The organism is Aerosakkonema sp. BLCC-F183 (genome assembly GCF_041929145.1).
Classification (GTDB): Bacteria; Cyanobacteriota; Cyanobacteriia; order Cyanobacteriales; family Aerosakkonemataceae; genus Aerosakkonema.
Window position 1 is genome coordinate 29,736 of record NZ_JBHFNU010000037.1, and the last position, 24,924, is coordinate 54,659.

16 protein-coding genes and 1 pseudogene are annotated in these 24,924 nt (G+C 44.6%); 6 read left to right on the forward strand and 11 right to left on the reverse strand.

What is annotated here, in order from left to right:
- Nucleotides 1-91: 91 nt before the first annotated feature.
- The 3 genes from ACE1CD_RS09280 to aroB form a co-directional block, all read right to left on the reverse strand.
- Entirely contained in the window at nucleotides 92-727 is a 636-nt protein-coding gene (locus ACE1CD_RS09280) for an RES family NAD+ phosphorylase (protein ID WP_374823402.1), read from the reverse strand.
- Entirely contained in the window at nucleotides 728-1,468 is a 741-nt protein-coding gene (locus tag ACE1CD_RS09285) for a hypothetical protein (protein ID WP_374790004.1), read from the reverse strand.
- Nucleotides 1,469-1,543: 75 nt separating this feature from the next.
- Nucleotides 1,544-2,653, reverse strand: coding sequence for a 3-dehydroquinate synthase (gene aroB, locus ACE1CD_RS09290; protein WP_374823405.1), 1,110 nt, complete (start codon nucleotides 2,651-2,653; stop codon nucleotides 1,544-1,546).
- A 32-nt stretch (nucleotides 2,654-2,685) separates the two neighbouring features.
- Between aroB and ACE1CD_RS09295 the strand changes: the two genes are divergently transcribed.
- Complete coding sequence (locus ACE1CD_RS09295) at nucleotides 2,686-2,781, forward strand: cytochrome b6-f complex subunit PetL (RefSeq protein ID WP_190470299.1); 96 nt, start codon at nucleotides 2,686-2,688, stop codon at nucleotides 2,779-2,781.
- A 159-nt stretch (nucleotides 2,782-2,940) separates the two neighbouring features.
- On the opposite strand, the gene ACE1CD_RS09300 is transcribed toward ACE1CD_RS09295, so the two are convergent.
- From ACE1CD_RS09300 to ACE1CD_RS09315, 4 genes are all read right to left on the reverse strand, one after another.
- Complete coding sequence (locus ACE1CD_RS09300; RefSeq protein WP_374790008.1) at nucleotides 2,941-4,506, reverse strand: B12-binding domain-containing radical SAM protein; 1,566 nt, start codon at nucleotides 4,504-4,506, stop codon at nucleotides 2,941-2,943.
- Nucleotides 4,507-4,558: 52 nt separating this feature from the next.
- Nucleotides 4,559-6,907, reverse strand: coding sequence for an NAD-dependent epimerase/dehydratase family protein (locus ACE1CD_RS09305; RefSeq protein WP_374823408.1), 2,349 nt, complete (start codon nucleotides 6,905-6,907; stop codon nucleotides 4,559-4,561).
- 47 nt (nucleotides 6,908-6,954) lie between these two features.
- On the reverse strand, nucleotides 6,955-8,019 hold the full coding sequence (gene hemE, locus ACE1CD_RS09310) for a uroporphyrinogen decarboxylase (protein WP_374823411.1): 1,065 nt from the start codon (nucleotides 8,017-8,019) through the stop codon (nucleotides 6,955-6,957).
- Nucleotides 8,020-8,104: 85 nt separating this feature from the next.
- The gene (locus tag ACE1CD_RS09315; RefSeq protein WP_374823414.1) at nucleotides 8,105-9,379 is read right to left on the reverse strand and encodes an RNA-guided endonuclease InsQ/TnpB family protein; all 1,275 of its coding nucleotides are present in this window, start codon (nucleotides 9,377-9,379) and stop codon (nucleotides 8,105-8,107) included.
- A 28-nt stretch (nucleotides 9,380-9,407) separates the two neighbouring features.
- Here ACE1CD_RS09315 and ACE1CD_RS09320 point away from each other — a divergent pair.
- A pseudogene (locus tag ACE1CD_RS09320) lies at nucleotides 9,408-9,509 on the forward strand (transposase); the annotation flags it as partial.
- Nucleotides 9,481-9,756, forward strand: coding sequence for a transposase (locus tag ACE1CD_RS09325; RefSeq protein ID WP_374823446.1), 276 nt, complete (start codon nucleotides 9,481-9,483; stop codon nucleotides 9,754-9,756). The pseudogene ACE1CD_RS09320 and the gene ACE1CD_RS09325, both read left to right, overlap by 29 nt.
- A gap of 108 nt (nucleotides 9,757-9,864) precedes the next feature.
- Here ACE1CD_RS09325 and ACE1CD_RS09330 read toward each other — a convergent pair whose 3' ends face one another.
- On the reverse strand, nucleotides 9,865-17,358 hold the full coding sequence (locus ACE1CD_RS09330; RefSeq protein ID WP_374823417.1) for a PAS domain S-box protein: 7,494 nt from the start codon (nucleotides 17,356-17,358) through the stop codon (nucleotides 9,865-9,867).
- Nucleotides 17,359-18,122: 764 nt separating this feature from the next.
- Between ACE1CD_RS09330 and gvpA the strand changes: the two genes are divergently transcribed.
- The 3 genes from gvpA (at nucleotide 18,123) to ACE1CD_RS09345 (ending at nucleotide 20,962) form a co-directional block, all read left to right on the forward strand.
- Nucleotides 18,123-18,341, forward strand: a complete 219-nt coding sequence (gene gvpA / locus ACE1CD_RS09335; RefSeq protein ID WP_190463961.1) for a gas vesicle structural protein GvpA — start codon at nucleotides 18,123-18,125, stop codon at nucleotides 18,339-18,341.
- Nucleotides 18,342-18,556: 215 nt separating this feature from the next.
- Nucleotides 18,557-19,114 carry a gas vesicle protein GvpC gene (gvpC, locus tag ACE1CD_RS09340; protein ID WP_374790015.1) on the forward strand — a complete coding sequence of 186 codons (558 nt, stop codon included), beginning with the start codon at nucleotides 18,557-18,559 and terminating at the stop codon, nucleotides 19,112-19,114.
- Nucleotides 19,115-19,783: 669 nt separating this feature from the next.
- Entirely contained in the window at nucleotides 19,784-20,962 is a 1,179-nt protein-coding gene (locus ACE1CD_RS09345; protein ID WP_374823420.1) for an RNA-guided endonuclease InsQ/TnpB family protein, read from the forward strand.
- A gap of 57 nt (nucleotides 20,963-21,019) precedes the next feature.
- Here the strand turns inward: ACE1CD_RS09345 and ACE1CD_RS09350 are convergent, their stop codons facing one another.
- The 3 genes from ACE1CD_RS09350 to ACE1CD_RS09360 all read right to left on the reverse strand — a co-directional run bounded on the left by ACE1CD_RS09350 (nucleotide 21,020) and on the right by ACE1CD_RS09360 (nucleotide 24,802).
- On the reverse strand, nucleotides 21,020-22,222 hold the full coding sequence (locus ACE1CD_RS09350; protein ID WP_374823422.1) for a hypothetical protein: 1,203 nt from the start codon (nucleotides 22,220-22,222) through the stop codon (nucleotides 21,020-21,022).
- A 90-nt stretch (nucleotides 22,223-22,312) separates the two neighbouring features.
- Nucleotides 22,313-23,269, reverse strand: coding sequence for an LD-carboxypeptidase (locus tag ACE1CD_RS09355; protein WP_374823425.1), 957 nt, complete (start codon nucleotides 23,267-23,269; stop codon nucleotides 22,313-22,315).
- A gap of 90 nt (nucleotides 23,270-23,359) precedes the next feature.
- Complete coding sequence (locus ACE1CD_RS09360) at nucleotides 23,360-24,802, reverse strand: APC family permease (protein WP_374823428.1); 1,443 nt, start codon at nucleotides 24,800-24,802, stop codon at nucleotides 23,360-23,362.
- Between the last annotated feature and the right edge of the window lie 122 nt (nucleotides 24,803-24,924).

Consider the following 24,924-nt stretch of genomic DNA (forward strand, 5'->3'; position numbering starts at 1 on the left):
GAAAGGTTGTATCTCCAGAATGGGAGTTAAATTATTATGCAATTTATGGTAACATTTTATTTTTATATTGGCGACAGCATTTGAAAAAACTTTAATACGGAATAACAATCATATTGTTAGATGCAGCAGCTTCTCGAATAAGAGGACGTAAGAGATCGTTGTCCAGCCGAATAATCTGACTGTTGTTACAACTGAGTCCGTCGCTAGCACGTTCGTACAGGGCTAGTGCTTCTGCATCGTTGTGTGCATTAAAATAGATAAGGCCATCAATTTTGGTATAAATATCCTCATTTTCATAAAAATATCGCGACCATTCTTGGCTGAAAGTGCGATCGGCAACTTTTGCCAGCGCCGCAACCGATCCGGCTTTCATCGCACCCGAACCGCGTAAATCCAGTAACTGTAAATCGCGGGTAAGATTTGGAATAGCAACATACCAATCTTTTGATTTTACGTTAATAATTCCCGTGTCGCCAAAAACCTCAACCAAACAATTTTGTAAATCAAAAGCAGCATAATATATACCCCTTTCTGGGTCATTAGCGGGTTTATTGGTGGGATTGACTCGATGATGATCGAAGCGAGACAGAGGCCCAAAATAGCGAAAAGTCAGTGCTGTTGTGCCGCGATCGGTATTAAAAATTCTAACTATCTCTGTGCCAGTAGCTAAAGTGTAAATAGATGGAGAAGGAGGGCGCTGAGGCGGTGGGGGATCGATGCGTACCACTTAGATAACCTCTACACCTCTTGCTTCGCCGATAACTCGTTCTATTTGCCCTTGCTTGAGTGCATCTATTGGAGTTAGATTATCCAAAAATGGATTAGGTCGCATCAACCAGCTAAGTTTAGCAAGCGGCTCAACATTGAGAGCTTTTAAAACATCTGGCAAACCTACAATAACACCATCAGGAGATTCAGAGTCAAACTGACACACCGGAAACAACAATTCTTCCCCATCGGTAACTGCCAGTAAATGAGAATTTTTTAGCATTTCATCGATTATTTGAACGTCTTTAGCAAGTTGATCGGCTACCTGTGAAGCAGTCAACGCACCATCCAGCAAAACTCGTTTTTGTTTTAAATATTGAGCGAGGGAGGAAAACTCTACTGCAAGGCGTTCCCACTTGCTGAATTGACGATCGTCAGACAGCTTGTTAGCCAATTCCTCTTCATCTTCCAAACTACTTAGCGGTTTAAGAGCTTGTTCCAGCGCATTGGCAATAAGTTCCAGCTCATCAGCACGCTGATTTACCAAATACTGCATCAAACTTGCTGTTTTCTCTATTCGCTCTATTCCCCGCAGTTCATATTTCTTGATTTCGGTGACGTTAGAGCTGGTTGCTACTTCAGAAAGTGTAAATTCAAAGCGCCCAGTTATAGTAACTTTTGTATCCCAGATTTGGGGCGCAAATATATCTGCCGAAACTTGGGCAGGCGGAGAGATAGATTGTTTAATTTCGCTAGTCATAACCAGCCTTTTTACTAGATACCTCTATCTTAAAGGAGTAGTAATAGAGTGGGCAGGATGCCCACCCCACAATACCTACTGCATTTGCCAAAGTACTTGCCGCAACACATCTGGCGGGACTCGATCGGTCACAGTTGCACCACCAATTTGTGTAGGTAAAACAAATCGCACCTTACCCGACTCGACTTTTTTATCAGTTTGCAGGGAATTGATAATTTCCTCAACATCCAAACCAGTAGGTAACTTTGTCGGTAATCCAGCTTTTTTAATTAGCTCATTTTGACGTTCCGCTGCTGCTTTATTCCAAGAGCGGATATCAACAGCGATCTGACCTGCCGCTACCATACCAATAGCCACCGCTTCACCGTGATTGACCGACTTGTAACCTGTTAAACTTTCTACCGCATGACCGATCGTATGTCCGTAATTCAGCAGCGCCCGCAAACCCGATTCTTTTTCATCTTTTCCTACCACAATTGCCTTCGCTTGGCAAGAATGTTTGAGGATAATTTGCAAGATTTCCTCCTCTAAGTAGCGCAGTTGATCGAGGCGCGAAGATTGCTCTAACTTGGCGAACAAATCGGCATCCCAAATCACGCCGTACTTAATCACTTCCGCGATACCAGCGCGAAACTCCCTTGGCGGGAGCGTTTTCAGCACATCCGGGTCAATTAAAACCAAGCGCGGCTGATGGAATGCGCCAATCAGATTTTTGCCTTTGGGATGGTTAACGCCAGTTTTACCGCCAATCGCCGCATCAACCATCGCCAGCAAGCTGGTGGGGACTTGCACGAAGTTAATACCGCGCAACCAAGAAGCAGCCGCAAAGCCTGTCATATCCCCAATCACGCCGCCCCCCAAGGCTACCATTGTGGAGGAGCGTTCCAGGCGATTTTCCAAAGCGAGGTTATAGATTTTTTGGAGAGAAGTCAGGGTTTTGTACTGTTCTCCCGCCGGCAGAATGCAACTGGCGACCTCAAACCCAGCAGCAGTGAGAGATGCGATCGCTCTTTCCCCATAACGCTTGAAAATAGCCGGATTGGAGACAACCAAAACTTTTTTGCCCAGATTCAGCGGTTTGCTTTCTTCGCCACTCATCCAAGCACCGAGTTTGTCTAAGCTACCAGAGGCGATCGCAATTTCGTAAGAATTCTGCGGTAAATTAACATGAATAACGGATTGCATTGTCTAAACCATCACTGAATCGAGGAACAAAAATGTCTGGAGTCGTAGCTTACGTTTTATACTTGGGTGCTGCCTACGCAGTCGCAGTAGGCTTGTTTTTAACTCTCAGAGCCGTTAAGCTCATTTAGGCAGCAGGGGCTAGGGCGTCGGGGTTAGGGGGAGAGTGGGGGAGTGGGGGAGTGGGGGAATAGGAGAATTAATATTTTTCCTTTTTCCATCTTCCCTTCTCTCTCCTCCCTCTCTCTGCATCTGACTTTTGACTTTTGACTTTTGACTTTTGACTTTTCCTAACCCCTAACCCCTACCCTTGCCAATTTTTTCTCTTCTCCCAGATATTCAGTCAATTGAGCTTCTATCTGCTTCCGCACAATCTGGCGATATTCCAGAAAATGTTCGTTGTGGGCGCACACAGTCAAGTAATGATCCCAAACGCCTGGATTGTGCTTGATGATACCAAACAAGTGATGCCAGAACTTCCAGCGAGTGTTGCGTTTCACACCCTGACGCCAGATTACAATACACAGCGCACGTAAATCTACCCAACTGGGGAATTTAAATTTTGGTTTTGCTTTCGTCGCACCCAGCATCAAGAAACAGCGATAAGTTCGATCCAAAAAGCGATCGGCATCGTATAATTCCCAAAAAGCTTCGATATATTCCCTACCAATCTCTTCCAAAGGCCGAGTTGGGATAAAATTCATCAAATTAGTTTGGTTAATACTGCTATCCTTGTGACGTAAGCGCCCCTCCTTTTCCAATCTGTTCCACAGCGCCGTATTCGGCAAAGCTTGCAACATCCCGAACATCACTGTAGGAATAGCTGCTGCTTCCGCAAACTGGACAATCCGCGTCCCCGCAGCAGATTTCTCACCATCAAAACCAATAATAAACCCAGCCATCGGGCGCAATCCAGCTTTGGCAATCAGCTGCACAGCCTCAATCAGAGGATTTCTCATGTTCTGAAATTTCTTCGTCAGCTGCAAACTATCCTCATCCGGCGTTTCAATTCCCAGAAACACCCCATTAAAATAGCACTCCACCATCAATTCCATCAGTTCCGGGTCTTGCGCCAAATCGATCGAAGCTTCTGTATTAAACGCAAACGGATAATCGTGTTCTGCTTGCCAAACTTTTAACTCCTTCAACAATAACTTCACATTCCGCTTATTGCCGATGAAGTTATCATCCACCATAAACACACTTCGACGCCACCCCAGTTCGTAGAGATAATCCAATTCAGCCAGGAGTTGCTGTGGTGTCTTAGTTCTAGGCTTGCGACCGTATAGCACAATAATGTCGCAAAACTCGCACTGAAAAGGACAACCTCGCGAAAATTGTACCGACATCGAATCGTAAGCATCGAATTCCAGCAAATCAAAACGGGGAATCGGCGTCTCCGTTACAGATGGTTTCTCTCCGTTCGCGTGAAAAATCCCCCTCGTCTGACCCCGTTGAATCGCCTCGACAAACATCGGCAGAGTAATTTCCCCTTCATCTAAAATCAGATAATCTGCGCCCGCCTCTTCTGCTTCTTCAGGTAAACTGGTGGGATAAGGGCCACCCACAGCAACTCGTTTGCCCCGTCTTTTGGCTTCCTGGATTTGGGCGATAAAGTCTTCTTTCTGCACAATCATCGCAGAGAGAATTACTAAATCTGCCCATTGCCACTCTGCCTCTGTGACCGATCGAATATTGCGATCGACCAGTTTAAATTCCCATTCTTGTGGTAAAATAGCAGCCACCGTAATCAAACCTAAAGGCGGCAGTAACACTTTGCGATCGACTAATTCTAAAATCTTTTCGTAAGACCAAAATGTTTTCGGAAACAGAGGATAAAGCAGTAAAACCCGCATTTAATGTTACTCCGTAGGATGTCTAATTGACTTAAGCCTAGCGCCTAATAGTTTAACTCTCATTTCCCGATTCCGATTCTCGGTCATCTAGATCCAGTCTGTAGTTCTTAACTCGCGCCAGCCTTTGTCCGCTTTCGACCGCAATACCGCTGCTTTTGAGAACATCGCTGAAAGTTGCACAGTAAACTGGCAAACCAAAAGTTGCTGGATTAACTGCATTTTGATAAGTAAAATGCCGATATTCCAAACAAAACCTATCCCACGGACTCATCTGAATTTTAAAGATAACGATAAAAAGATTAGCTAACCAAACAGATAAAGGCAAACGAAACAAAATTGGTTGATTCAGATAAGCGCAAGCCTCCTCCACTACTTGATTTACCGTTACTGCCGGATTTCCCAACACGAACTGCCGATACTCTTTTTTCTCCGGGGGATTCTCTATCAAGTATCCTACTACGTCGGCAATATCTTGGGAATGAATAAAGTGGAAGCTAGCATCTGCTTTGAAAAAGCGAATCAGCTTAATCCATTTTGTGATCCCGGGTAAGCCAGATGAAATATGAGAATAGGGATGTTGTGCATCGCCTCCTAAAACTAAGGTAGGAAACACAGCAGTTATGCGATCGTATATTGGCAAGCGCGATGCTTGACGCAGAAAATCGTGCTTGGAACGAATGTAACTTGTCCCCAGTTCTCTTGCTTCTTTGAGCAGTTGATTGTTGCGATCTAGGATACTGGCAGTGGAAAAGTAAATTATTTGCTGACATACTTGTCGATCGAGCAAATTCAGCAATTGAATATTTTTGTAGATATTGACATCTAGCACTTCCTGATCTGTACCGCCCCAAGACGTAGCAATCAGCACTGCACAATCGATCGTTTTGAGCAGCTTTGCATGGCGCGGAATCTGTCGTACATCGCCTCTGACGATGTTAATACCCGGACGAGCATTACAGTCAAAGCGCAGTTTGGCTGGATCTCTTACCAGCAAGTATAGTTCGTGTTCTGTCTCCCGAATCAGTTTTTCTACCAGGTATTGACCGATGCAGCCACTCGCACCGGTGATAAAAATTCGCTTGCCTTTATTCGTGGGTGATGATGGCTGGGGTGTGCGCGGAGAAGGTGCCGTTTCGCGGCTACCCAAATTAGTAGAAGCGTAAATTTCTGCTGGAGTTTTTGACTCTAAACTATCCGTTATTTCTGGTCTTTTACGCTCTTCTAAAAGGCTTTGTGAGGAGTTTGACTTTGTGCTTTCGTCTATTTCCGCTCTGTTAGCCTCTTCTCCAGAAATATGTGCAGCGTTTGACTCTGAATTATTCTCTAATTCTCTAATGTTAGGCTCTTCTACAGAAATTTCGGAATTGCTTAATTCAGCAGTTTCTTCAATTGCTAAGCGATCCCTTTCTGCTTGTAACTCCACTGGCGATAGCGATGATGTGACAGTCTCTTGCACTGCAATGCGATCGTCTTCTTCGATTAATTCCACTGGAGACATTGATGATGTTGCAGTCTCTTGCACTGTAATGCGATCGTCTTCTGCGATTAACTCCACTGGAGACATTGATGATGTGACAGTCTCTGACACTGCAATGCGATCGTCTTCTTCGATTAATTCCACTGGAGACATTGATGATGTGACAGTCTCTGACACTGCAATGCGATCGTCTTCTGCGATTAATTCCACTGGAGACATTGATGATGTTGCAGTCTCTTGCACTGTAATGCGATCGTCTTCTGCGATTAATTCCACTGGAGACATTGATGATGTTGCAGTCTCTTGCACTGCAATGCGATCGTCTTCTGCAATTAACTCCACTGGAGACATTGATGATGTTGCAGTCTCTTGCACTGCAATGCGATCGTCTTCTTCTTCGGCAATAACTTCAACCAAGATTATTTCCCGATCGGCTTCTACTTGCGGCTGATTTTCTTCTGTTGCGGAAACATCAGTCAAGTTTAATTCTCGACTCACCTGTGCGACTGAAATCTCAGCTTCTCGATCGGGAAGTGAAGAATATTCCAATTCTAAAATCGGCTGTATTCGTGGCTTAATTTCGTCTGTTTCTGGCACTTCGCTAGAGTTTGATTCCCGACTCACCTGTGCGGGTGAATTTTCAGTTTCTGCTTGAGATATTGCCATCGAGTTTGATTCTAAACTCGGTGGGATTTGTGGTTGAATTTCGGCTTCCACAGGAAGATTTGGCGAGTTCGATCGCATACTCGCCTGTGCTTGGAACCAATCTTCCGTTTCCAGTGCAAGTTCAGGAGAGTTCGATCGCATACTCTCCTGTGTTTCGGGGTGATCTTCCTTTGACTGTGGTAGCACAGGAGAGTTAGATTCTAGACTCTCCTTAGCTTTTGGGCTGTTGGGCTCTTCTGCTAGGGAATCTCCTATCACTCACACCTCTCACGTTTTAGCTTCTGGCCCAATTTTAGTACAGGGATTCAAGCGCGGACGGTTAGTAATTTATCAGCTTGCTTAGCAGTTTCAAAGAAGTGAGCCACATTTTCTTCTGGAGTACTGGGTAGAACGCCGTGACCCAGATTCAGGATGTGACCACGCTGGCCTGCTTTGCGAATTGTGTCGAGGATACGATCGCGGATAAAATCCTTGGAACCGTATAAAACACAAGGGTCAATATTGCCCTGTACCCCGACATCTGCGCCCAGCCTTGTCCTTGCCTCGGCCATGTCTACCGTCCAGTCTACACTAACAATATTGACGCCGGACTTGGCCATGCGTTCGAGTATGCCAGCGCTGCCGTTAATGTACAGGATCAGAGGCGTGTCTGGGTGGGTTGCTTTTACTTGTTCTACCACTCGCCGTTGATAGGGCATGGCAAAAACTTCGTAGTCTTGGGGGCTGAGTTGACCTGCCCACGAGTCGAACATTTGTACGACTTGGGCACCGCAGTCAATCTGGTAGCGCACGTAAACGGCGATCGCATCTGCGAGTTTACCCAAGAATTGATGTAGCATGGCTGGTTCGGAGAAAGCCATACTCTTAATAATGGTGTAATCTTTGGACGATTTGCCTTCAATCGCATACGCCGCCAGCGTCCAAGGCGCACCGACGAAACCGAGTACCGTTGCTTTGTGACCGACTTCCTGCCGCAATGTCTGCAAAATTTCCCGAATAAAGGGCAAAGATTCCTCTGGTTGCAGGGGATGCAGTTCGTTAATCTGTGCTTGGGTGCGGATGGCCGGCTCAATGATCGGCCCTTTGCTTTCTACAATGTCGAAAGGAATCCCAATTCCGGGTAGGGGCGTCAAGATATCCGAAAAGAGGATAACTCCATCGGGTTCAAATGCCCGGAACGGTTGCAAAGAGATTTCTATTGCCAGTTCTGGGTTTTCCGAGCGATCGCGAAATGAGGGATACTTATCCCGCAGGTCGCGATAAACCTTCATGTAGCGACCCGCTTGTCGCATCATCCACACGGGTGGGCGGTCTAACACTTCGCCACGAGCTGCCCGCAATAAATATGGTATTTGGCTTGACTCAGCCATGTAAACTACTTTCCCAATCAGTTTTTTGAGTGCATTTGCTAGCTTACCATTCCGGGATTGCCTTGTATGAACTACTCCGCCCAAATCAAAGATTTGGACGAAGTTTCTGACGCTTCACAGAGGCAGCTTGCTTGAACCCACCGCAGTAGGTAGAAGTAGAGGCTCCCTCTCCACGTTTTTCGAGGCTAGTTCCTAACCCCGTGCGAACATATTCTGCACACACCTGAGCCGAAGCAAAATCTCTATCACAGGTATAGCTGCATTTTTCGCAATTATGGACTCGTTCTGATAAAGTTTTAGGCTTAATGTGATGACATTTTGGACATTGTTGAGACGGTTTAACTTTTTGGGTAGGAACTTCTACAAATATTCCACCTGCTTCGTTAACTTTATACTCAATCGCTGACCGTAACATCCCGAAAGATACATCCAAAATTGACTTATTTAATCCTTTCTTGTACTTCCGATTTTTACCTTTACCTGCACGATTCATGTTTTTAACATTTAACTTTTCGGTAGCAACCATGCTATTACCGCTTACAATATGTGCTGCTACCTTGTGAATAAAATTTTGCCGTTGATTAGCTACTTTACGGACTAGCTTGTTAACTTTGCTCTGTGCTTTCCTCCATCTTTTTGATGCTTTAATCTTTTTCTTATAGTTAGGCGCTCGTTTCCGGCGTTTGTAACGGTTGGCTTGTTTGATTTTGGTTTGTACCTGCTTTAAATATCTTGGGTTGTCGATCACTAATTGCTCATACTCGCCATCACCTAAATGAACCGCCCCCATTACTGCAACATTACAACCAAAATCCAAACCAATTAACCCATTACCCGTTTCCCTTTGTACATCGCAAGCAACTGTGATTGAGGCGTACCATTTACCATTGCGATAAACAATAGTTAAAGTAGTAGGATTGCTCCAAGCTCTCGCTTTTCCCCTCATTTGGATATGTCCCAAATTGGAAATATCGAGATAACCATTAACACCTGTTGTGTGTGCTTTCCATCCAGCAGTACAGGGATAAGTCCACCCCGAATAATGTCTTAAAGATTTATAACGAGGGTATTTTCCTAATCCATGAAAAAATCGCTTTGTAGCAAAATCAACTCGTTTAATAGTTGCTTGTAATGCGTGGGAACCTAATTGTTTAAACTCTGGTAATACTTGGCGGATCACCTTAACTGCACGTTGTTGGTCAAAATAGCTAACACTTTTCTTATCTCTTTTATACGCAATCTGGCGGTCACTCAATGCTTGGTTATAAAGCCAGCAATGTAGTTTACGCCACTCAAACAATTTTACGGCTTGAGCTTGATTTGGATATAAGCGAAATGTTGTGCGTCGTGTTGCTATCATATTACTAATTTAGCATTGTCGTGCAAAGATGTCAACCAACTTAAACTCTTACAGGCATTGCGTTTACAAGATCAACTTACATATAATGTTCGTGACTAAATATCGACGTAAGGTCATTACTTCAGAAATACTTACTCGGATGGAGGAGATATTTTCTAGAATATGTATTAGACAAAAATATTGCGGTAATTGAATTTGGTGAAGAGTCAGATTGTGTCCATCTTTTAATAGACATTTCTCCTGATGTATCGCCATCAAAATTGGTCAACCATTTAAAAATAATTTCTAGTCGTTTAATTAGAAATAAATTTGCAAAACATATTAATAAGTTTTATGGAAAACCTGTTTTTTGGACAGGTGTTCCCAAGTGTAATTAGTGCAGCAGGTGGAGCGCCATTAGAAATATTAAAAACTTATATCCAGAACCAGGAAGAACCAGATTGATGCGTGTTTTAATATCCTGAGCGCCGCATTCCTCCCCCAAATCAAAGATTTGGAGGAGGAATGCGCGGCGGAAGACAGTTCAAAAAGCCTTGAATAGTAGTTACCAATTGCTTCAACTTGACTGGTTTGGTAAGGTATTCATCGACGCCGGCGGCAAAACAGCGATCGCGATCGCCATCCATCGCAAGTGCAGTCAAAGCAACGATCGGTATATGGGCTAAGTTTGGATTGCGGCGGATTTTCTGTGTTGCTTCCAGTCCATCCATTTCTGGCATTTGAATATCCATCAGAATCAATTCGGGCTTTTCCGACTCAGCCAACTGGATCGCTTCCAGACCATTTTTCGCTAAAAGAAGGCGATAGCCTTTGGCTGTTAGGTAGCTGGCGATCGTATTGATATTGACTTCGTTGTCCTCTGCCAGCAAGATTAAGGGGGATGCCTCTTGTTCGGGCTGACTGAGTTCGGGGTAAAGTTCGGCTTGGGTTTCCGGTGCGGATAAAGATGGTGCAGCCACAATGCAAGGTAGTTCGATCGTGAAGCAACTTCCCACCCCCAGTTCGCTGGTGACCCCCACCTGTCCGCCGTGAAGTTCGACGATACGTTTGACCAAAACTAGACCCAAGCCAGTGCCTGTATATTGACGGTTGAGAGCGCTATCGATTTGGATAAACGGCTGAAACAGTTTGTTGATATTTTCTGGTGCAATACCGATACCCGTATCGATGACAGCAATTTGCAAGCAGTTAGGGGATGTAATCTTGGCGGAATCAGAGTTAGTATTGTCCTGTTTAAGGCTGACTTCTAGGGTGATGCGTCCTGCTGCTGGCGTGAACTTGACAGCATTGTTGAGGAGGTTGATCAAGACTTGGCGGATGCGCCGTTCGTCGATCGATAAGTCAGGCAGATTGGCTGGTAGTTTAACCTCTAGTTGGATATTTTTTTTGAGAGCTTGTTGTTTGATAAATGTTAAACTCGACTGACACAGTGGCGCGATCGCAGTCCGAATAAAGTTTAGCTCTATCTGACCCGATTCTATTTTGGCCACATCTAGAATATCGTTAATTACTTCCAGCAAATGAGAACCACTGCGAGCGATCGTTTGTAAGGCTCTGATCTGTCGCTCGTTGAGACTGCCAAAAACTAGATCTTGCAGTCCTTCGGCCATACCTAGAATCGCATTGAGGGGGGTGCGAAGTTCGTGGCTCATATTGGCCAGAAATTCATCTTTGAGGCGGGTAGCGCGAGCGAGATTTTCGTTGGTTTGTTTGAGCTGGAGTTCGTATTGTTTGCGATCGCTAATATCCATTACCACACAAACGCAACTGCTGTCGGTTTCGGAGAGTAGGGCCACTCCAACTAGGACAGAGACTCGGCTACCATCTTGACGATAGTACTCTTTTTCCCACGGGTCGATCGTCCGGTAGCGTTCCAAATCTGCCATCGCGTTGCGATCGTTGGCAAGATATTCGAGAGGGGTGAGATTTATCCAATTAATCCGATCGGTATTTAGGTCTGCTCGCGTGTAGCCAATAATCTCTAAAAAGCGATCGTTTGCATCAAAAATTTGGCCGCTAAAATCGGTAAACATCATCCCCACAATATTGGATGCAAATACCTGGCGGAAGCGATTTTCACTGGTTTGTAGGGCGATTTCTGCCTGTTTGAGATCGCTGATGTCGGATAGAATTCCCTGCACGCCAATCACTTGCCCTTCAGCACTGTGAATGGGTGTGGCGCTGGTTCTTACCCAGACATAGTGGTGGTCTCGATGGCGATGTCGGAATTCTACATTATTCGATGTTTTGCCTAGTTGGATATGCTGTTTGCGATCGTTTTCTATGAATGGGAGATCGTCTGGATGCACGAGATCTGTAAACGGCTTACCGATCCATTCATTGGTGTCCCAACCAAACAATTTTTTAAACTGAGGAGAGAGATAAATAAGCGTTTTATTAATATCGCACAACCAGATCGTATCGTTAGCTCCTTCTACCAAACTTCGGTATTTAGCTTCGCTCTTTGCTAATTCGGCCTCAATTTGTTTGCGATCGCTGATATCAGCCATATATCCGACTATTTCGACCGGATTTCCCTCCCGATCGCGAACTAAGCGAAATTCATCCCGCACCCAGCGGTAGGTGCCATCTTTGTGCAGAAAACGGTATTCAGAAATATTGTGTCCCCGCTCGAACACGTGGGAAAGTTCGGCAAATATTCGCGGAGCATCTTCTGGGTTAATATGGTCTGCCCAGAATTCAGAAGAGGACAGGAATTCTTCTGAGGTATAACCCATCAGCGTGCGGATATTATCGCTGATAAATGTAGCGCCATAGTTGGGATTGAGTTGGCAGGTATAGATCGCCGCCGGGGTAGAAGACAGGACAAATTGCAATCGATTTTTCAATCGTTCATTTTCCCGTTCTGCTTGTTTGCGATCGCTGATATCCAGCACTACACAAATAGTTCGATCGATCGTACCCGGAAGCAGTGCCGCCCCAATCAAGACAGAGATCCGGCTGCCATCCTTGCGATAGTATTCCTTTTCCCAAGGGGTAATATAGCCATACTGGATCAGGTGTTCCATCGCTATAATATCGGCTGGTATATGTTCCTCTGGTGTCATCGCATCCCAATGGATCGCACCGGCATTCAGTTCTTCTCTGGTGTAGCCAATCATTTGTAAGAAGAAATCGTTGGCAGCAGTGATATTTCCCTGAAAATCCGCAAATATCATACCGACGACACTAGAATCAAACATCCTACGGAAGCGCATTTCACTTTCTTGCAAAGCAATTTCCGCCTGTTTCATTTCTGTGATATCGGAGACAACTCCAAGGATTTGCCGATCGGTAGTTGGGAGATCTTCGACAAGAATGCCCCATACGGCAAGCCAGCGAATTTCGCCATCTAATCGCCGAATCCGATATTCAATGCGATACGGTGCTTTTGTCTCAAAAGTACGGGAGATAGACTCTAGCACCCGGTCGGTGTCTTCTGGATGCAGCATAGCGATAAATGTTTCTCGATCGCCAGAGAAAGTACCGGGTACAAAGCCAAAAATTTCTTGTGTGCGATCGGACCAAATCAGTTTGCCAGTTGTCAAACTACAACTCCAAGTACCCATTTCGGCAGCATCTAAAGCCAGTTGCAGCCGCAATCTTTCTGCTTTGAGGATTTCCTCTGCTTGTTTGCGATCGCTGATATCTTTGCTGAAACTGTAATTCCCCACAAAATTGCCAATTTCGTCATAAGCAGCAATCATGGTAACTTGCTGATAGAAGCTCGATCCATCTTGGCGAATACCCCTAACTTCTACTTCCGCTTTATTAGTTTTAAGCATTTCTCGATAAGCTGCTTCCATCATGGCAATGTCATCTGGATGGACGGTTTGAAACCATTGCATACCGATCGTTTCGTTAGGTTTGTAGCCGCACAATTTCGCATAGGCAGGATTGGCTGACACATAGCGTCTATCAATATCTAGCCGCGAAATACCCTCCACCGCATTTTGCAAAGCTTCATTGAGATTTTGTAATTTAGCTTCGATCTGTTTATTTTCCGTGATGTCTGTCAGAGTGCCAATATAGCCAATCAATCTGCCATCAGGATCGATTTCTTCAACCACCTGAACGTAGAACCAATGAACAGTACCATCGGGGCGCAAATGTCTGCCTTCACCGCAGTTAAAAATTTGATTGCCTTTGTGAGATTGTGTATATCCTTGCCTGTATTGTTCTAATAACCGATCGCGATCTTGAGGATGCAGGCTATCGATCCAACCTCTGCCCAAGGCAGATTCTGTCGGTCTGCCTGTCATCTCGCTCCAGCGATCGCTAACATAGACACAGTTGAATGGTGTATCAAATCGGAAAATGGCTACTGGCGCAGCAGCCGCTAAGGTAGCATAGCGACGTTCGCTTTCTCGCAGGGCTATTTCTGCCTGTTTGCGGGCGGTAATGTCGCTGTCCGATCCAATCATACGAACGACTTGTCCGGATTCATCCCGTAATGCTTGGGCGCGATCTAAAACCCACATATAAGAGCCATTTTTGCGACGTACCCGATATTCCACTTCAAAGAATTCGGTTTTGCCGACAAAATGCTCGTCAACAGCAGCCATAACGCGCTCGAAGTCATCCGGGTGAATTCGACTCAGACACTCATCGAGTGTATTGCCAATTTCCTCACTGGTAAAGCCGCGCATTTCTTTCCAGCGATCGGAGAAGAAGATCCGATCGGTTTTGAGATCCCAATCCCAAATACCATCGTTTGAGCCTTTGAGTGCCAAATGCCACCGTTCTTCGCTGGCTTGCAAAGCAGCAGTGCGATCGGCAACCAAACTTTCTAAATTCTGATTTAATTGTTGCAGAGTTTTTGCTGCTAGATCTCGTTCGATGGCAATTCCAGCAATATTTGCGATCCGGATAATATTTTCTAACTCTTGGGTTTGGGGTGTACAAATCCGGCGATAATAAATTGCAAATACTCCCAGAATACGACTGTCACTGCCAATTATCGGGATCGACCAGCAGGCTTTCAATCCATATTCCAAAGGCAAATTTCGATAGTTTTTTGTGAGTGGATCGGTGGCAATATCGGAGACGATGACGGGTTCCCGACGAAAAGCTGCCGTGCCGCAGCTACCAACGCCTTCACCGATGGAGATGCCATCGATCGCCCGCAGGTAGGCTTCTGGCAATTGAGGAGCTGCTTTGCAACGCAATTTGCCATCGCGATCGCACAGCATAATCGAACAGAGAGAATCGACTATTTGCAATTCCACAGTACCGAGCAGGGCATCTAAAATCACTGATAGCGGCTCTGCTTTGGCAATGCGCTCCAAAATGCTGTTTTGCAATTTCAGCATTGTCTGGGCTTGCTTGCGTAAGGTAATGTCTGCACTGGTACCGATAATGCGATAAATACGGGATGAATTATCTCGGATGGGATTGAGCGTGGTAAGCCACCAGGTTGGTGTGTTGTTGGAGACCACACATTGTTCGTAGGAAATGGCAGAGCCTGTGCGAACGCAGTTAATATAATGAAAATTTTCTTCTGGTGAATTTGCGTCTATTTCTTCTATTAATTTACCCCATAACCTGGCGGCGATTGGGTTGAAGGCAATGTGTCGAAATTCTCCATTTTCTAACACATCAACCGTAAAAATTGCCTGTTCGACTCCTTCATAAATACTTCGCAAAAACTGTTCGCTTTCCTGTAATGCTTGTGCGGTTTGCTTGAGTGCAGTCAGATCGTGAGTTGTCACTACAACCCCAGTAATAGTGCCATCAAGCTCGAAATAGGGATTGTAGGTGATTCTGATAAACTGACGGCTGCCGTTTTGATAATGAAACCATTCTTCGTATTGCTGGACTTCACCTGCCAGACAGAGATCGAGGCGAGGTTGAACGCTCGTGCTGAAAATGCTTTCGCCACACAGTTCTGTAACGGAATGGCCGACAATTTCTGGCGAGGATTTCTGATTTTGCTCTAAGTAAAGATGGTTGACGAAACGATAAATATAGTTGCGATCGAGCAGAGCAATGCCATCAGTGGCGCTGGCAATCATCCGTTCGTACTGACGCAAAACTGACTCGGCAACTTTGCGATCGGTGATATCTGTATGGGTTCCAATTACCCGCAGGGGTTTACCGTCTGCTGTCCGCTCGATGACCTTACCGCGATCGAGAATCCACTTGTAGCTGCCATCTTGGCATTGAATGCGATGTTCGTTTCGATAAGTGGGGGTTTGACCTCTTAAATGCTTGTTCAAATCGGCATAACAGCTAGCTTTGTCATCGGGGTGTACGCGGCTGTCCCATTCTGCCAGAGTATTGCCCACTTCAGCATCGCTGTAACCGAGCATGGCTTTCCATTGTCTGGAAAAGAAAACTCGATCTGTCTGAATGTTCCAATCCCATACACCATCTCCCGATCCTTCTAGAGCAAATTGCCAGCGAGCTTCGCTTTCTCGGAGGCGAGCTTGAGCTTGCTTTCGTTGGCTCAGTTCTTCCTGTAACTGTTGGTGGATGGTGGCTTGCTGGAGGGCGATCGCCAGATGTAGCGATAATGCTTGTAACAGTTCTACTTCCGATTGTTGCCAGTTGCGGGCGTGCTGGCTTTCAGTCGCATTGAGCAAACCCCACAACTCGTCCCCACACATGAGCGGCACCAAAATTTTAGCTCGAATTTGGAGGCGGATTGTCATGTCCCGATGGCAGTCTGACATTTCGGTCGTGTAGATATCTGATACGACACGAATCTTGCCCTGACGATAAATTTCGGCCATATCCTCTTTAAAGCAGGTGTCCCGAACTCGTTCGCCGATCGTCGATCGGGGTGAATCGGTGGATTCTGCGACGGCAATACTTTCCCAATCAGCGATAAATTGCCAAATGGTGACGCGATCGCAGCCGAGTACCTGCCTGATCTGAGCTACGGTTGTCTCCAAAATTGTTTGTAGGCTTAGGGACGATCGGATTTGTGCGGCGAGATCGGCAATTAATTTCTCTTGTTGTACTTTGGCATTGAGTGCAGCTGTCCTGGCTTCGACCTGCTGTTCTAGTTCAACGGTACGATTTTTCAGCAGTGTGATTTTCTCGGCTTCCAGTTGCGCTACCTTTACTCCCAAAACTTCAGCTAAGTTATAGAGTTCTAGGGGATGGAGGATTTGCAGCAAACTGCTCTGAGTGACAATTCCCAATAGTTCTCCGCGCTTTCCGGTCACCGCTAATCGATGGATGAAGTGCTGCTCCACAATTTGTTGCACTGTCCGGAGCGAGTCGTCCGGCTTGACAGTAAAAACGGGCGTACTCATAACTGTCTTTGCTTGACAAGTCTGCAAGTTCAAGCCCAATGCTTGAAATTGCACTAGATCTCGTTCGGTTATAATCCCGATGGGAATTAGTAGGGTTTCCGTAGCATTACTGATAGATTCGACAATTATTACGCAACTGATACGGTGGTCTGCCATTGTTTGGGCGATCGTCAGTAGGGAGGAATCGGCTTTGGCGCTAATCACTTTGCCGGTCATCACTTCAGCTACCTGACGCAACCGCAACAGGTCGATCGGTCGGGAAGTTTGCTGCAAAGTCTGATGAGTTAAGAGTCCCACTGGGCGATTCCGCTCGTCTACGATCGGCAAATGGCGAATCTTGTACTGTTGGAGCAAATTAATCGCCAAAAATAAATCTTTGAAGTCAGACTCGCGCAGGGTAATGACGGGATGTGCCATCACCTGGCGGATTGCCCGATCGAGGGGTTGTTGCTGGGCGATCGATCGCACAACATCCCGCTCGGTCCAGATGCCGATAATCTGTTCGTTTTCCGCTACCAATACGCAGCTCGATCGCGCCTCTAGATAAAGGTCATTTTTTTGGCTGTCTTCCGTTCTGGTCGTTTGGCAGAACGATCGTGCGCCGCTCATTTGCGCGATCGCATCTATGACTGTCGTATCGGGTGAAACCACTAAGGGATTGCGGACGATCGCAGACTTTAGTGGTGGCGGTATAACATCTGTGACGCAAGTAGACATAAATTTATATGGTTTTCTGGTTTAGTTTTTCCTCAAACACTTGCTGCTTGTTTGGGCTAACCTATGTTTGAGCGGTATTATAATCCGAACAAAGTAAATGGCCAGTCTCAATCTTGTGCCAATTGGTAAAGCCAAAAAGCAATACGTTTATTCGCTTTTATTTATTTTTTCTGATTCAATACAGCTTTATTTTTATTCCCAGCAAGTTTGGTGTCCATAGCCTGTTAATTTTGGCAATTGTCTCAATTTGGTTCGATCGATGTCCCAGTTTGGGTTGGTAGCCTTAAGCACTGATGCTTAATTCATTATAAAGAGCTTACGAAGAGTGTTTCCACAGTCCTGCCCGTTTCCCCACCCACTCAGAAACCTCGGCACAGTCAAAACTACTCAATGACCGAATTACTGACAGCAGCAGGATTACTACTTTTACTTATGTAACAAACAATTTTGTAAGTAATAAACAAAATTGTTGTAGCTGTTTTGGTTCATAGCATATTTAAACATAAAAGTAAATAGGAGCGAGGGGGCCATCAGGAAATACACAGTATTTTCCAAAAATAGCTTCTGTAAGAACACGGAAAAAACTAAATCAATCAAAAATAGATAGTAGGATTACAGACAACAAATTTACATTTGTTTAGAATAGATTTTTACCTCCCCCTTTACAACCCAAAATAAAGTTGATAGATTCATATTGTCAGGTGGCAAGGCAAACGCTAAGCCCCCAGAAAACAACAACAACAATGAGTAAAAGGTAAAAAACAATGGCTGTCGAAAAAACCAACTCTTCTTCTAGCTTGGCTGAAGTTATCGATCGCATTCTTGACAAAGGTATTGTTGTAGACGCTTGGGCTCGCGTTTCGCTAGTTGGTATTGAATTACTCGCGATCGAAGCTCGTGTTGTCATCGCTTCTGTTGAAACATATTTGAAGTATGCTGAAGCAGTTGGTCTAACTCAATCTGCTGCGATGCCTGCTGCGTAAAAATTGAGATAATTCTACAATCTGACGATTGAGAACATCTTAAATTTTTCACAAACTTCTGCTTTTGTTTAACTCTCTCAAATTCGAGATGCCGCGTTATACGAGCTGGATGCAACAAAACAGAAGTTTAATATAACCACAGTCGCTCTGAATTTTAAAATGAGCGATTGTGGTTTATTCACTCACGGATACTTACTCTTATTGAGGAGAACTTCATGATATCCTTAATGGCAAGAATCCGGCAGGAGCATCGTTCTATAGCTGAGGAAGTAACTCAACTATTCAGAGATACTCAAACATTTCTGTCGGATACCGCTACAACCAGACAAGATCGAGCTAAACAGCAAGCAAAAGAACTGTTTGAATTTCACCAAGATTTACAGAAAGAAAATCGCGACTTCTTAACAGATACCCATCAGGAACGGATGGAGCAAGCGAAAAAACAAGCTGAAGATCTGTTTAAATTTCACCAAGATTTACAGAAAGAAAATCGCGACTTCTTAACAGATACCCATCAGCAACGGATGACTAACGCTAAGGAACAAAGCCAGCAGCTAGGTCAATTCCGTCGGGATCTGTTTATTAGCATTTTTGGAATTCCTAGCTCTAGTCTTTCCTCAAAGCAACCTCCGAATTCATCAAAGCAGTCCACAAGTTCGCCAAATAATTCATCAAAACTGCCAACGAATTCACCTTCACCAAAACCGCCACCAAATCCATCAACACCTCCAGCCGCAAAAGTTGCTGAGGCGGAGTCTCAATCTAAAATATAAAACCCCGTCTACTAACTGTATACGGGACAGTTTGATTTAGGGACAAGGGAAATACAATCTTGTCTCCTAAGTTTTTCCATTTTAGGCTGGTAGCCAGACTCCCAATCTCCTAGTTACTTTTGCTAGTCAGAATGGGAACTGCAATCGAAAAGATAAAACCCCCCTATCTGCTAGCAAATTTCGCTAGTAAGACTGGGGGGTAAGCAATCAAAAAACAACAATGAGTTTAGGTTTTCAACCACGACATTCTGTGTGCTTACTGAAATTCCTAAAACTCAGCTTAGCAGCACAATTCCCGCCCTCACGGATTCGGGCTTCCTGCTTCTTAGGGAGAATTGTTTCTTAACCCTCCACAGGCAGCAACGATTTGTCTAACCGCCGTTGCCAGGTATTTAGATTTTTAATGTTGGATTTTTTTAATCTTATTAATAGTATATCTTATCAATTTCATAAGTGCAACATTACTAGACAAGTATTTATACGTAACTTTTATTTGAGCGAAGGTTGGCGATCGAATAAATCTGAAATATGGTTAGATGCTTTGTTTAAACGAGTCGATCCCTAACTTTATATCCAGTCAGTAACTTACCCAAGTTTAGCAGAAAAATGAAAATAATTTTCTTCTAAAGATTATGCTAAAATTCTAGCGTAATGAGGCGAAAAAAAACAATGCTATTGTACGAATTTAAGCTGAAAGGCAAAGCCAAACAATATGGCTTAATTGATGAAGCGATTAGAACTGGCTTGTTTATCAGAAACAAGTGCATTAGATATTGGTTGGACAACTCCAAGGTTGGCAAGTACGAGCTAAGTGCCTATTGTAAAATCTTGGCATCTGAATTCAGCTTTGCTAAAAAACTGAATTCAATGGCAAGACAAGCATCGGCAGATAGAGCTTGGGCGGCGATTTCACGGTTTTATGATAATTGTAAAAAAAAGATCGATCTCAAGAAAGAATTTCCTAATTTTAAGAAGCGGGCTCATTCAGTTGAATATAAAACAACTGGTTGGAAGCTATCAGAAAACAGGAAGTATTTAATCTTAACTGATGGCTTTGAAATTGGCCAACTTAAACTGATCGGAACCCAGGATTTGCATTGCTATCAATTATCAGATATCAAGCGCATCAGGTTAGTCAGACGGGCAGATGGATATTACGCCCAGTTCTGTATCGCGTGTAATCGTGAAATCAAAACCGAACCAACCAAAAGGATGATTGGGCTTGATGTTGGTCTGACTCATTTCTATACAGATTCAGACGGCAATCAGGTAGATAACCCTAGATACTTGCATCGTTCGGAAAAAGCATTAAAACGATTACAAAGAAGAGTATCTAGAAAGTTTCGTGCTGGTCAAAAACCGTCTAAAAATTACATCAAAGCCAAACAAAAATTAGCTAAAAAACACCTGAAAGTTAGTAGGCAACGTAAAGATTGGGCGTGTAAACTAGCCCAATGCGTAATTCAGTCCAACGACTTGATTGCTTATGAAGACTTGCAGGTGAGAAATATGGCTAGAAATCACAAACTAGCTCAGAGCAATAGCGATGTAAGTTGGTATCAGTTCCGAGTTTGGTTGGAGTATTTTGGCAGGGTGTACGGGAAGATAACTGTAGCCGTTCCACCTCAATACACCAGCGTTAACTGCTCGAATTGCGGCAATGAAGTCAAGAAAACGCTTAGCGCTAGAACTCATAAATGTAGTTGTGGATTGGTGTTGCATCGAGAAACGAATGCCGCAATTAATATCTTGATGAAAGCATTAAGTGTGGTAGGGCATACCGGAACTTGGGCAAAAGATGCCCTCAACGCTTGGGGAGAGTTGTCTCTCTATCTAGAGAGCGGGTAAGGGTTGAGGGTCGCCCCTCCAACAGGTTGAAAAGCGCTGGGAGGGGATAACAGGATATTATTTAACTACGCAAACTCCAGCAACGGATACCGCACATCGCTGACTGTTTCTACCGGGAGTACCAGCTTGTAAGTTACGAGTGCTGGTATTGTAAGTGTATTCTCCCGCTGGGTAATTGCGGTTTGAATTGGCGCAATACCTGTAAATTTGATTGGATTCTTCAAAAGAAACTACAACCAAAGAACTTGTTGCCGCCGGACAGGTATCCAGCACTCGCAATCCCAATTCATCTTCCAAAATTTGTCTTCTGGAATCGTTGAGTGAAGATGAACCTCCGGCAACAGTTGTGCCTTGTTTTAAATTGCCGCTGACAGCATCATAAGTGTATTCTCCGGCTGGATAAACGCGGTTGGCGTTGGCGCAATATCTGTAAGTTTGAGTAGATTCGGGAAAAGAAACGACTACCAAAGAATTAGTTGCGGGAGGACAGTTATCCAGCACTCGCAATCCGAATTCATTTTCTAATATGCGTCGTTTGGCATCGTTAGTTGAAGAAGAACCTTGGGCAACAGGAGCGCCTGTTTTAATCTCGCCGCTAATAGCATCGTAGGTATATTCTCCGGCGCGATAAACGCGATTGGGACTGGCACAATACCTGTAAGTTTGTGTGGATTCGACAAAGGAAACGACAACTAAAGAACTGGTGGCGGGAGGACAGTTATCCAGCACTCGCAATCCAAATTCATCTGCCAGAAGTTGTCGCCGTTTATCTGCGTTTGGAGAAGCTGGATTTTGGGCAACTGAGTTATCGGAAATTCCAGAAACGGAAAGGGTGTATCTTCCCCGCGTGTTATTCTGACCTAATACTAAAAGTCGATATTCTCCATTAGCGGGTACTCGGTAACGCAGGGAATTCTGGGTATCGTCGTAAGCAACTTGGCGTTCGTTTTGCGATGAAATTAAAACTAATACTGGTGCGAGATTGCCTTCTTCAACATCGACGGAAATTTGGATCGTATCTCCTTGCTGGGCGTTAAAGGTATATTCTTCTCCAGTAGCTGTTTGAATGGGAGAACCTGTTCTTGTTTGGTTTCTAAATCGGAAGGTGGGAGAGTTAGCGCGGATGACTCCATTAACGCTATCTCCATCATTGAGTCTTTCTGCTGCACCGACAATATCACCGATCGCTATTACCATCATCCCTGCGATCGCAACACTTGCAGCTATTTTCTGGAAAAACTGACGATCGATCTTCATCATGCCCCCTCACCTGTTTTTGAAACTTTGCTGGTTGTTTCGACAGATTATGACAGATTATAGATATCTACGGTTCCTGGAGCATCCCAAGTATTACGTAAAACTAAGCATACCTCGATCGCCATCTAATTCTACTGGAACTCCCATCGGTAAGCAGGCGTTGGGGCCGTCGTGACCGAAGGGCAAGTCTGATACGATGGGTATGCCAAGGTCGGATAAGCGATCGCGCAACACTTCCTCTATACTGAAACTGGGAATTCCCTCTGGAGCCTCGCAACGACTAAATCTTCCCAAGGCAATTCCTTTCACTTTCTGGAATATTCCCATCATCCGCCATTGGGTTAATTGTCTGTCAATCCGATAAGGAAATTCTGTGACATCTTCTAAGGCTAAAATTACTTCCTCTAATTCTGGTTGCAACGGCGTTCCCAATAAGTGTGTTGCTACTGTTAGGTTAGCTGGTAATAAAATGCCGCTAACTTTTCCGCCACCCCATCCTAGACCTTGTAACGGTTGTAAACTGCGTCCTTCCACCAAATCAAATAATCTTTGAATTGACCAATCCGGTTCTGATGCTATCGTGGTGAGTAAGGGGCCGTGAACGCCTGCAATTCCAATTTGACAAAGACTCCAAAGCAATGCAGTTACATCCGAAAAACCAATTAACCACTTTTCGATTTTGGATTTTGGATTTTGGATTTTGGATTGGGAAATTTCCCCTTCATCGATTGTTATGTTAGGATATTCTGAAACAGTCCATCTCCAATCTTCCAACAATCTAGTACTTCCGTAACCGCCTCTGGCACAGAGGATTCCCTTGACTTCTGGATTATGCCATGCTTCTTGTAGTTGGCGGCGACGATGTTCGTCTTTGCCGGCGAGGTAGCCCCATTTTTCTTGCACGTTGGTAACTTCTACACGATAGCCGCGATCGCGCCAGATTTGCACCCCTTTTTCCAATGCTTCTATTTCCCGTAATGCACCGCTGGGTGTAACTACGTGCAGCAAGTCACCTGGTTTTAGCGGCAAAGGCAGTTGGCATGATTTCATGATTGTGACGATCGAAATAAACAAACTCTCTAACTTCAAAAGAGTTTAGCTTTAAGCTGACGCAAGAGCTTATCTCAGTTAATTCAAACTTCAGCTAATTTCCAGATACTCTGTTGGCTGTTCCTGTTGCTGATTTAAGGTACTATTCTTGCGACCGTAGGTGAAATATACTAACAAGCCAAGTCCCATCCACGCCAGTAATAGCAACCAAATATCGATAGAAAGAGCGACCATTTGTAGGGCAGATGTAATTACTCCTAAAATCGGCACTAAAGGAACGAGGGGTGTTTTAAAAGGTCTGGGCAAATCCGGTTGGCTACGGCGTAAAATTGGTACGGCAAGGGAGACAATTAAAAATGCGAATAAAACTGCCATCGAACTCAATTCTCCCAACAAGCCGATCGGCAACAATCCGGCGCAGATGGCGGCGACAATTCCCGATGTAATAGTGGCGATGTGCGGTGTTCTGAATTGGGGATGAACTGCTGCTAATAGAGGTGGTAACAATCCATCTTTGGCCATAGCGTAACAAACTCTCGATTGTCCCAACAGCGATACTAAAATTACCGAACTCAAACCTGCGATCGCTCCGATTTTAATTGTTGGCGGCAACCAGGGCAATTGCTCTTTTATCGCATTTACGCCTACAGCAATGGGGTCGGGTACATTCAGTTGTTGATAAGGTACAATTCCCGTCAACACCAGCGATACTCCTACATAAAGGATAGTGCAAATGAGCAAGGAACTCATAATTGCGATCGGCATATCTCTTTGGGGATTTCGCGCTTCTTGTGCTGCACTTGCAACTGCATCGAAACCTGTATAAGCAAAAAAAACCACCCCTGTACCGCGCAAAATTCCACTCCACCCAAAGCTGCCGAATTCTCCGGTATTAGGCGGTATAAAAGGGGTCAAATTTTGGTTATTGATGTGAGCGAATCCCAAAAAGATAAACATTAAAATAACCGTTATTTTAATGATGACGATCGCATTATTAAATTTTGCCGTTTTGCGAATTCCTACAGTTAGCAATACCGTCATTAGCACCACTATAAACATCGCCGGTAAATTGAGCGGCGGATTGCAAAACTGTGGCGGAATTACAATTCCTACATCTTTTAGCAAGCTGACTAAATATCCCGACCAGCCAACTGCAACCGTGGAAGTGCAAAAGATATATCCTAAAATTAAATCCCATCCAACTATCCACGCTACAACTTCGCCCAAAGTAGCATAAGCGTAAGTGTAAGCGCTGCCAGCAATGGGAATCATGGTTGCAAATTCCGCATAGCACAGTGCCGAAAATGCACAGCCAACACCTGCCATCGTAAATGATATGACAACTCCTGGCCCAGCGTGATTGGCAGCTGCCTGTCCCGTTAGCACAAAAATCCCCGCACCGATGAGTATACCAATACTCAGTGCGATGAGATGGAATAAACCGAGCGATCGATCCAATCCATGACCGTTTTCTGCCGCAGCTTCTTGGACTAATCTGTCTACCGATTTTTTATTAAATAATTCATTCACCATTGGTCACTAGATTTTGGATGAGAGGATTTGGGATTTTGGATTGACTGGGCCTTAAAAGGACAGGAGATCTAATTCGTCAAAAATTTTTTTCAGGAGTAGCTTAACATATATATATCCAGATT

What these genes read in the sequence shown, in the direction of transcription:
- ACE1CD_RS09285 (WP_374790004.1), bottom strand. Translation starts at nt 1,468, where the DNA reads ATGACTAGCGAAATTAAACAATCTATCTCTCCGCCTGCCCAAGTTTCG.
- aroB (WP_374823405.1), bottom strand. Translation starts at nt 2,653, where the DNA reads ATGCAATCCGTTATTCATGTTAATTTACCGCAGAATTCTTACGAAATT.
- ACE1CD_RS09295 (WP_190470299.1), top strand. Translation starts at nt 2,686, where the DNA reads ATGTCTGGAGTCGTAGCTTACGTTTTATACTTGGGTGCTGCCTACGCA.
- ACE1CD_RS09300 (WP_374790008.1), bottom strand. Translation starts at nt 4,506, where the DNA reads ATGCGGGTTTTACTGCTTTATCCTCTGTTTCCGAAAACATTTTGGTCT.
- hemE (WP_374823411.1), bottom strand. Translation starts at nt 8,019, where the DNA reads ATGGCTGAGTCAAGCCAAATACCATATTTATTGCGGGCAGCTCGTGGC.
- ACE1CD_RS09315 (WP_374823414.1), bottom strand. Translation starts at nt 9,379, where the DNA reads ATGATAGCAACACGACGCACAACATTTCGCTTATATCCAAATCAAGCT.
- ACE1CD_RS09330 (WP_374823417.1), bottom strand. Translation starts at nt 17,358, where the DNA reads ATGTCTACTTGCGTCACAGATGTTATACCGCCACCACTAAAGTCTGCG.
- gvpA (WP_190463961.1), top strand. Translation starts at nt 18,123, where the DNA reads ATGGCTGTCGAAAAAACCAACTCTTCTTCTAGCTTGGCTGAAGTTATC.
- gvpC (WP_374790015.1), top strand. Translation starts at nt 18,557, where the DNA reads ATGATATCCTTAATGGCAAGAATCCGGCAGGAGCATCGTTCTATAGCT.
- ACE1CD_RS09345 (WP_374823420.1), top strand. Translation starts at nt 19,784, where the DNA reads ATGCTATTGTACGAATTTAAGCTGAAAGGCAAAGCCAAACAATATGGC.
- ACE1CD_RS09350 (WP_374823422.1), bottom strand. Translation starts at nt 22,222, where the DNA reads ATGATGAAGATCGATCGTCAGTTTTTCCAGAAAATAGCTGCAAGTGTT.
- ACE1CD_RS09355 (WP_374823425.1), bottom strand. Translation starts at nt 23,269, where the DNA reads ATGAAATCATGCCAACTGCCTTTGCCGCTAAAACCAGGTGACTTGCTG.
- ACE1CD_RS09360 (WP_374823428.1), bottom strand. Translation starts at nt 24,802, where the DNA reads ATGGTGAATGAATTATTTAATAAAAAATCGGTAGACAGATTAGTCCAA.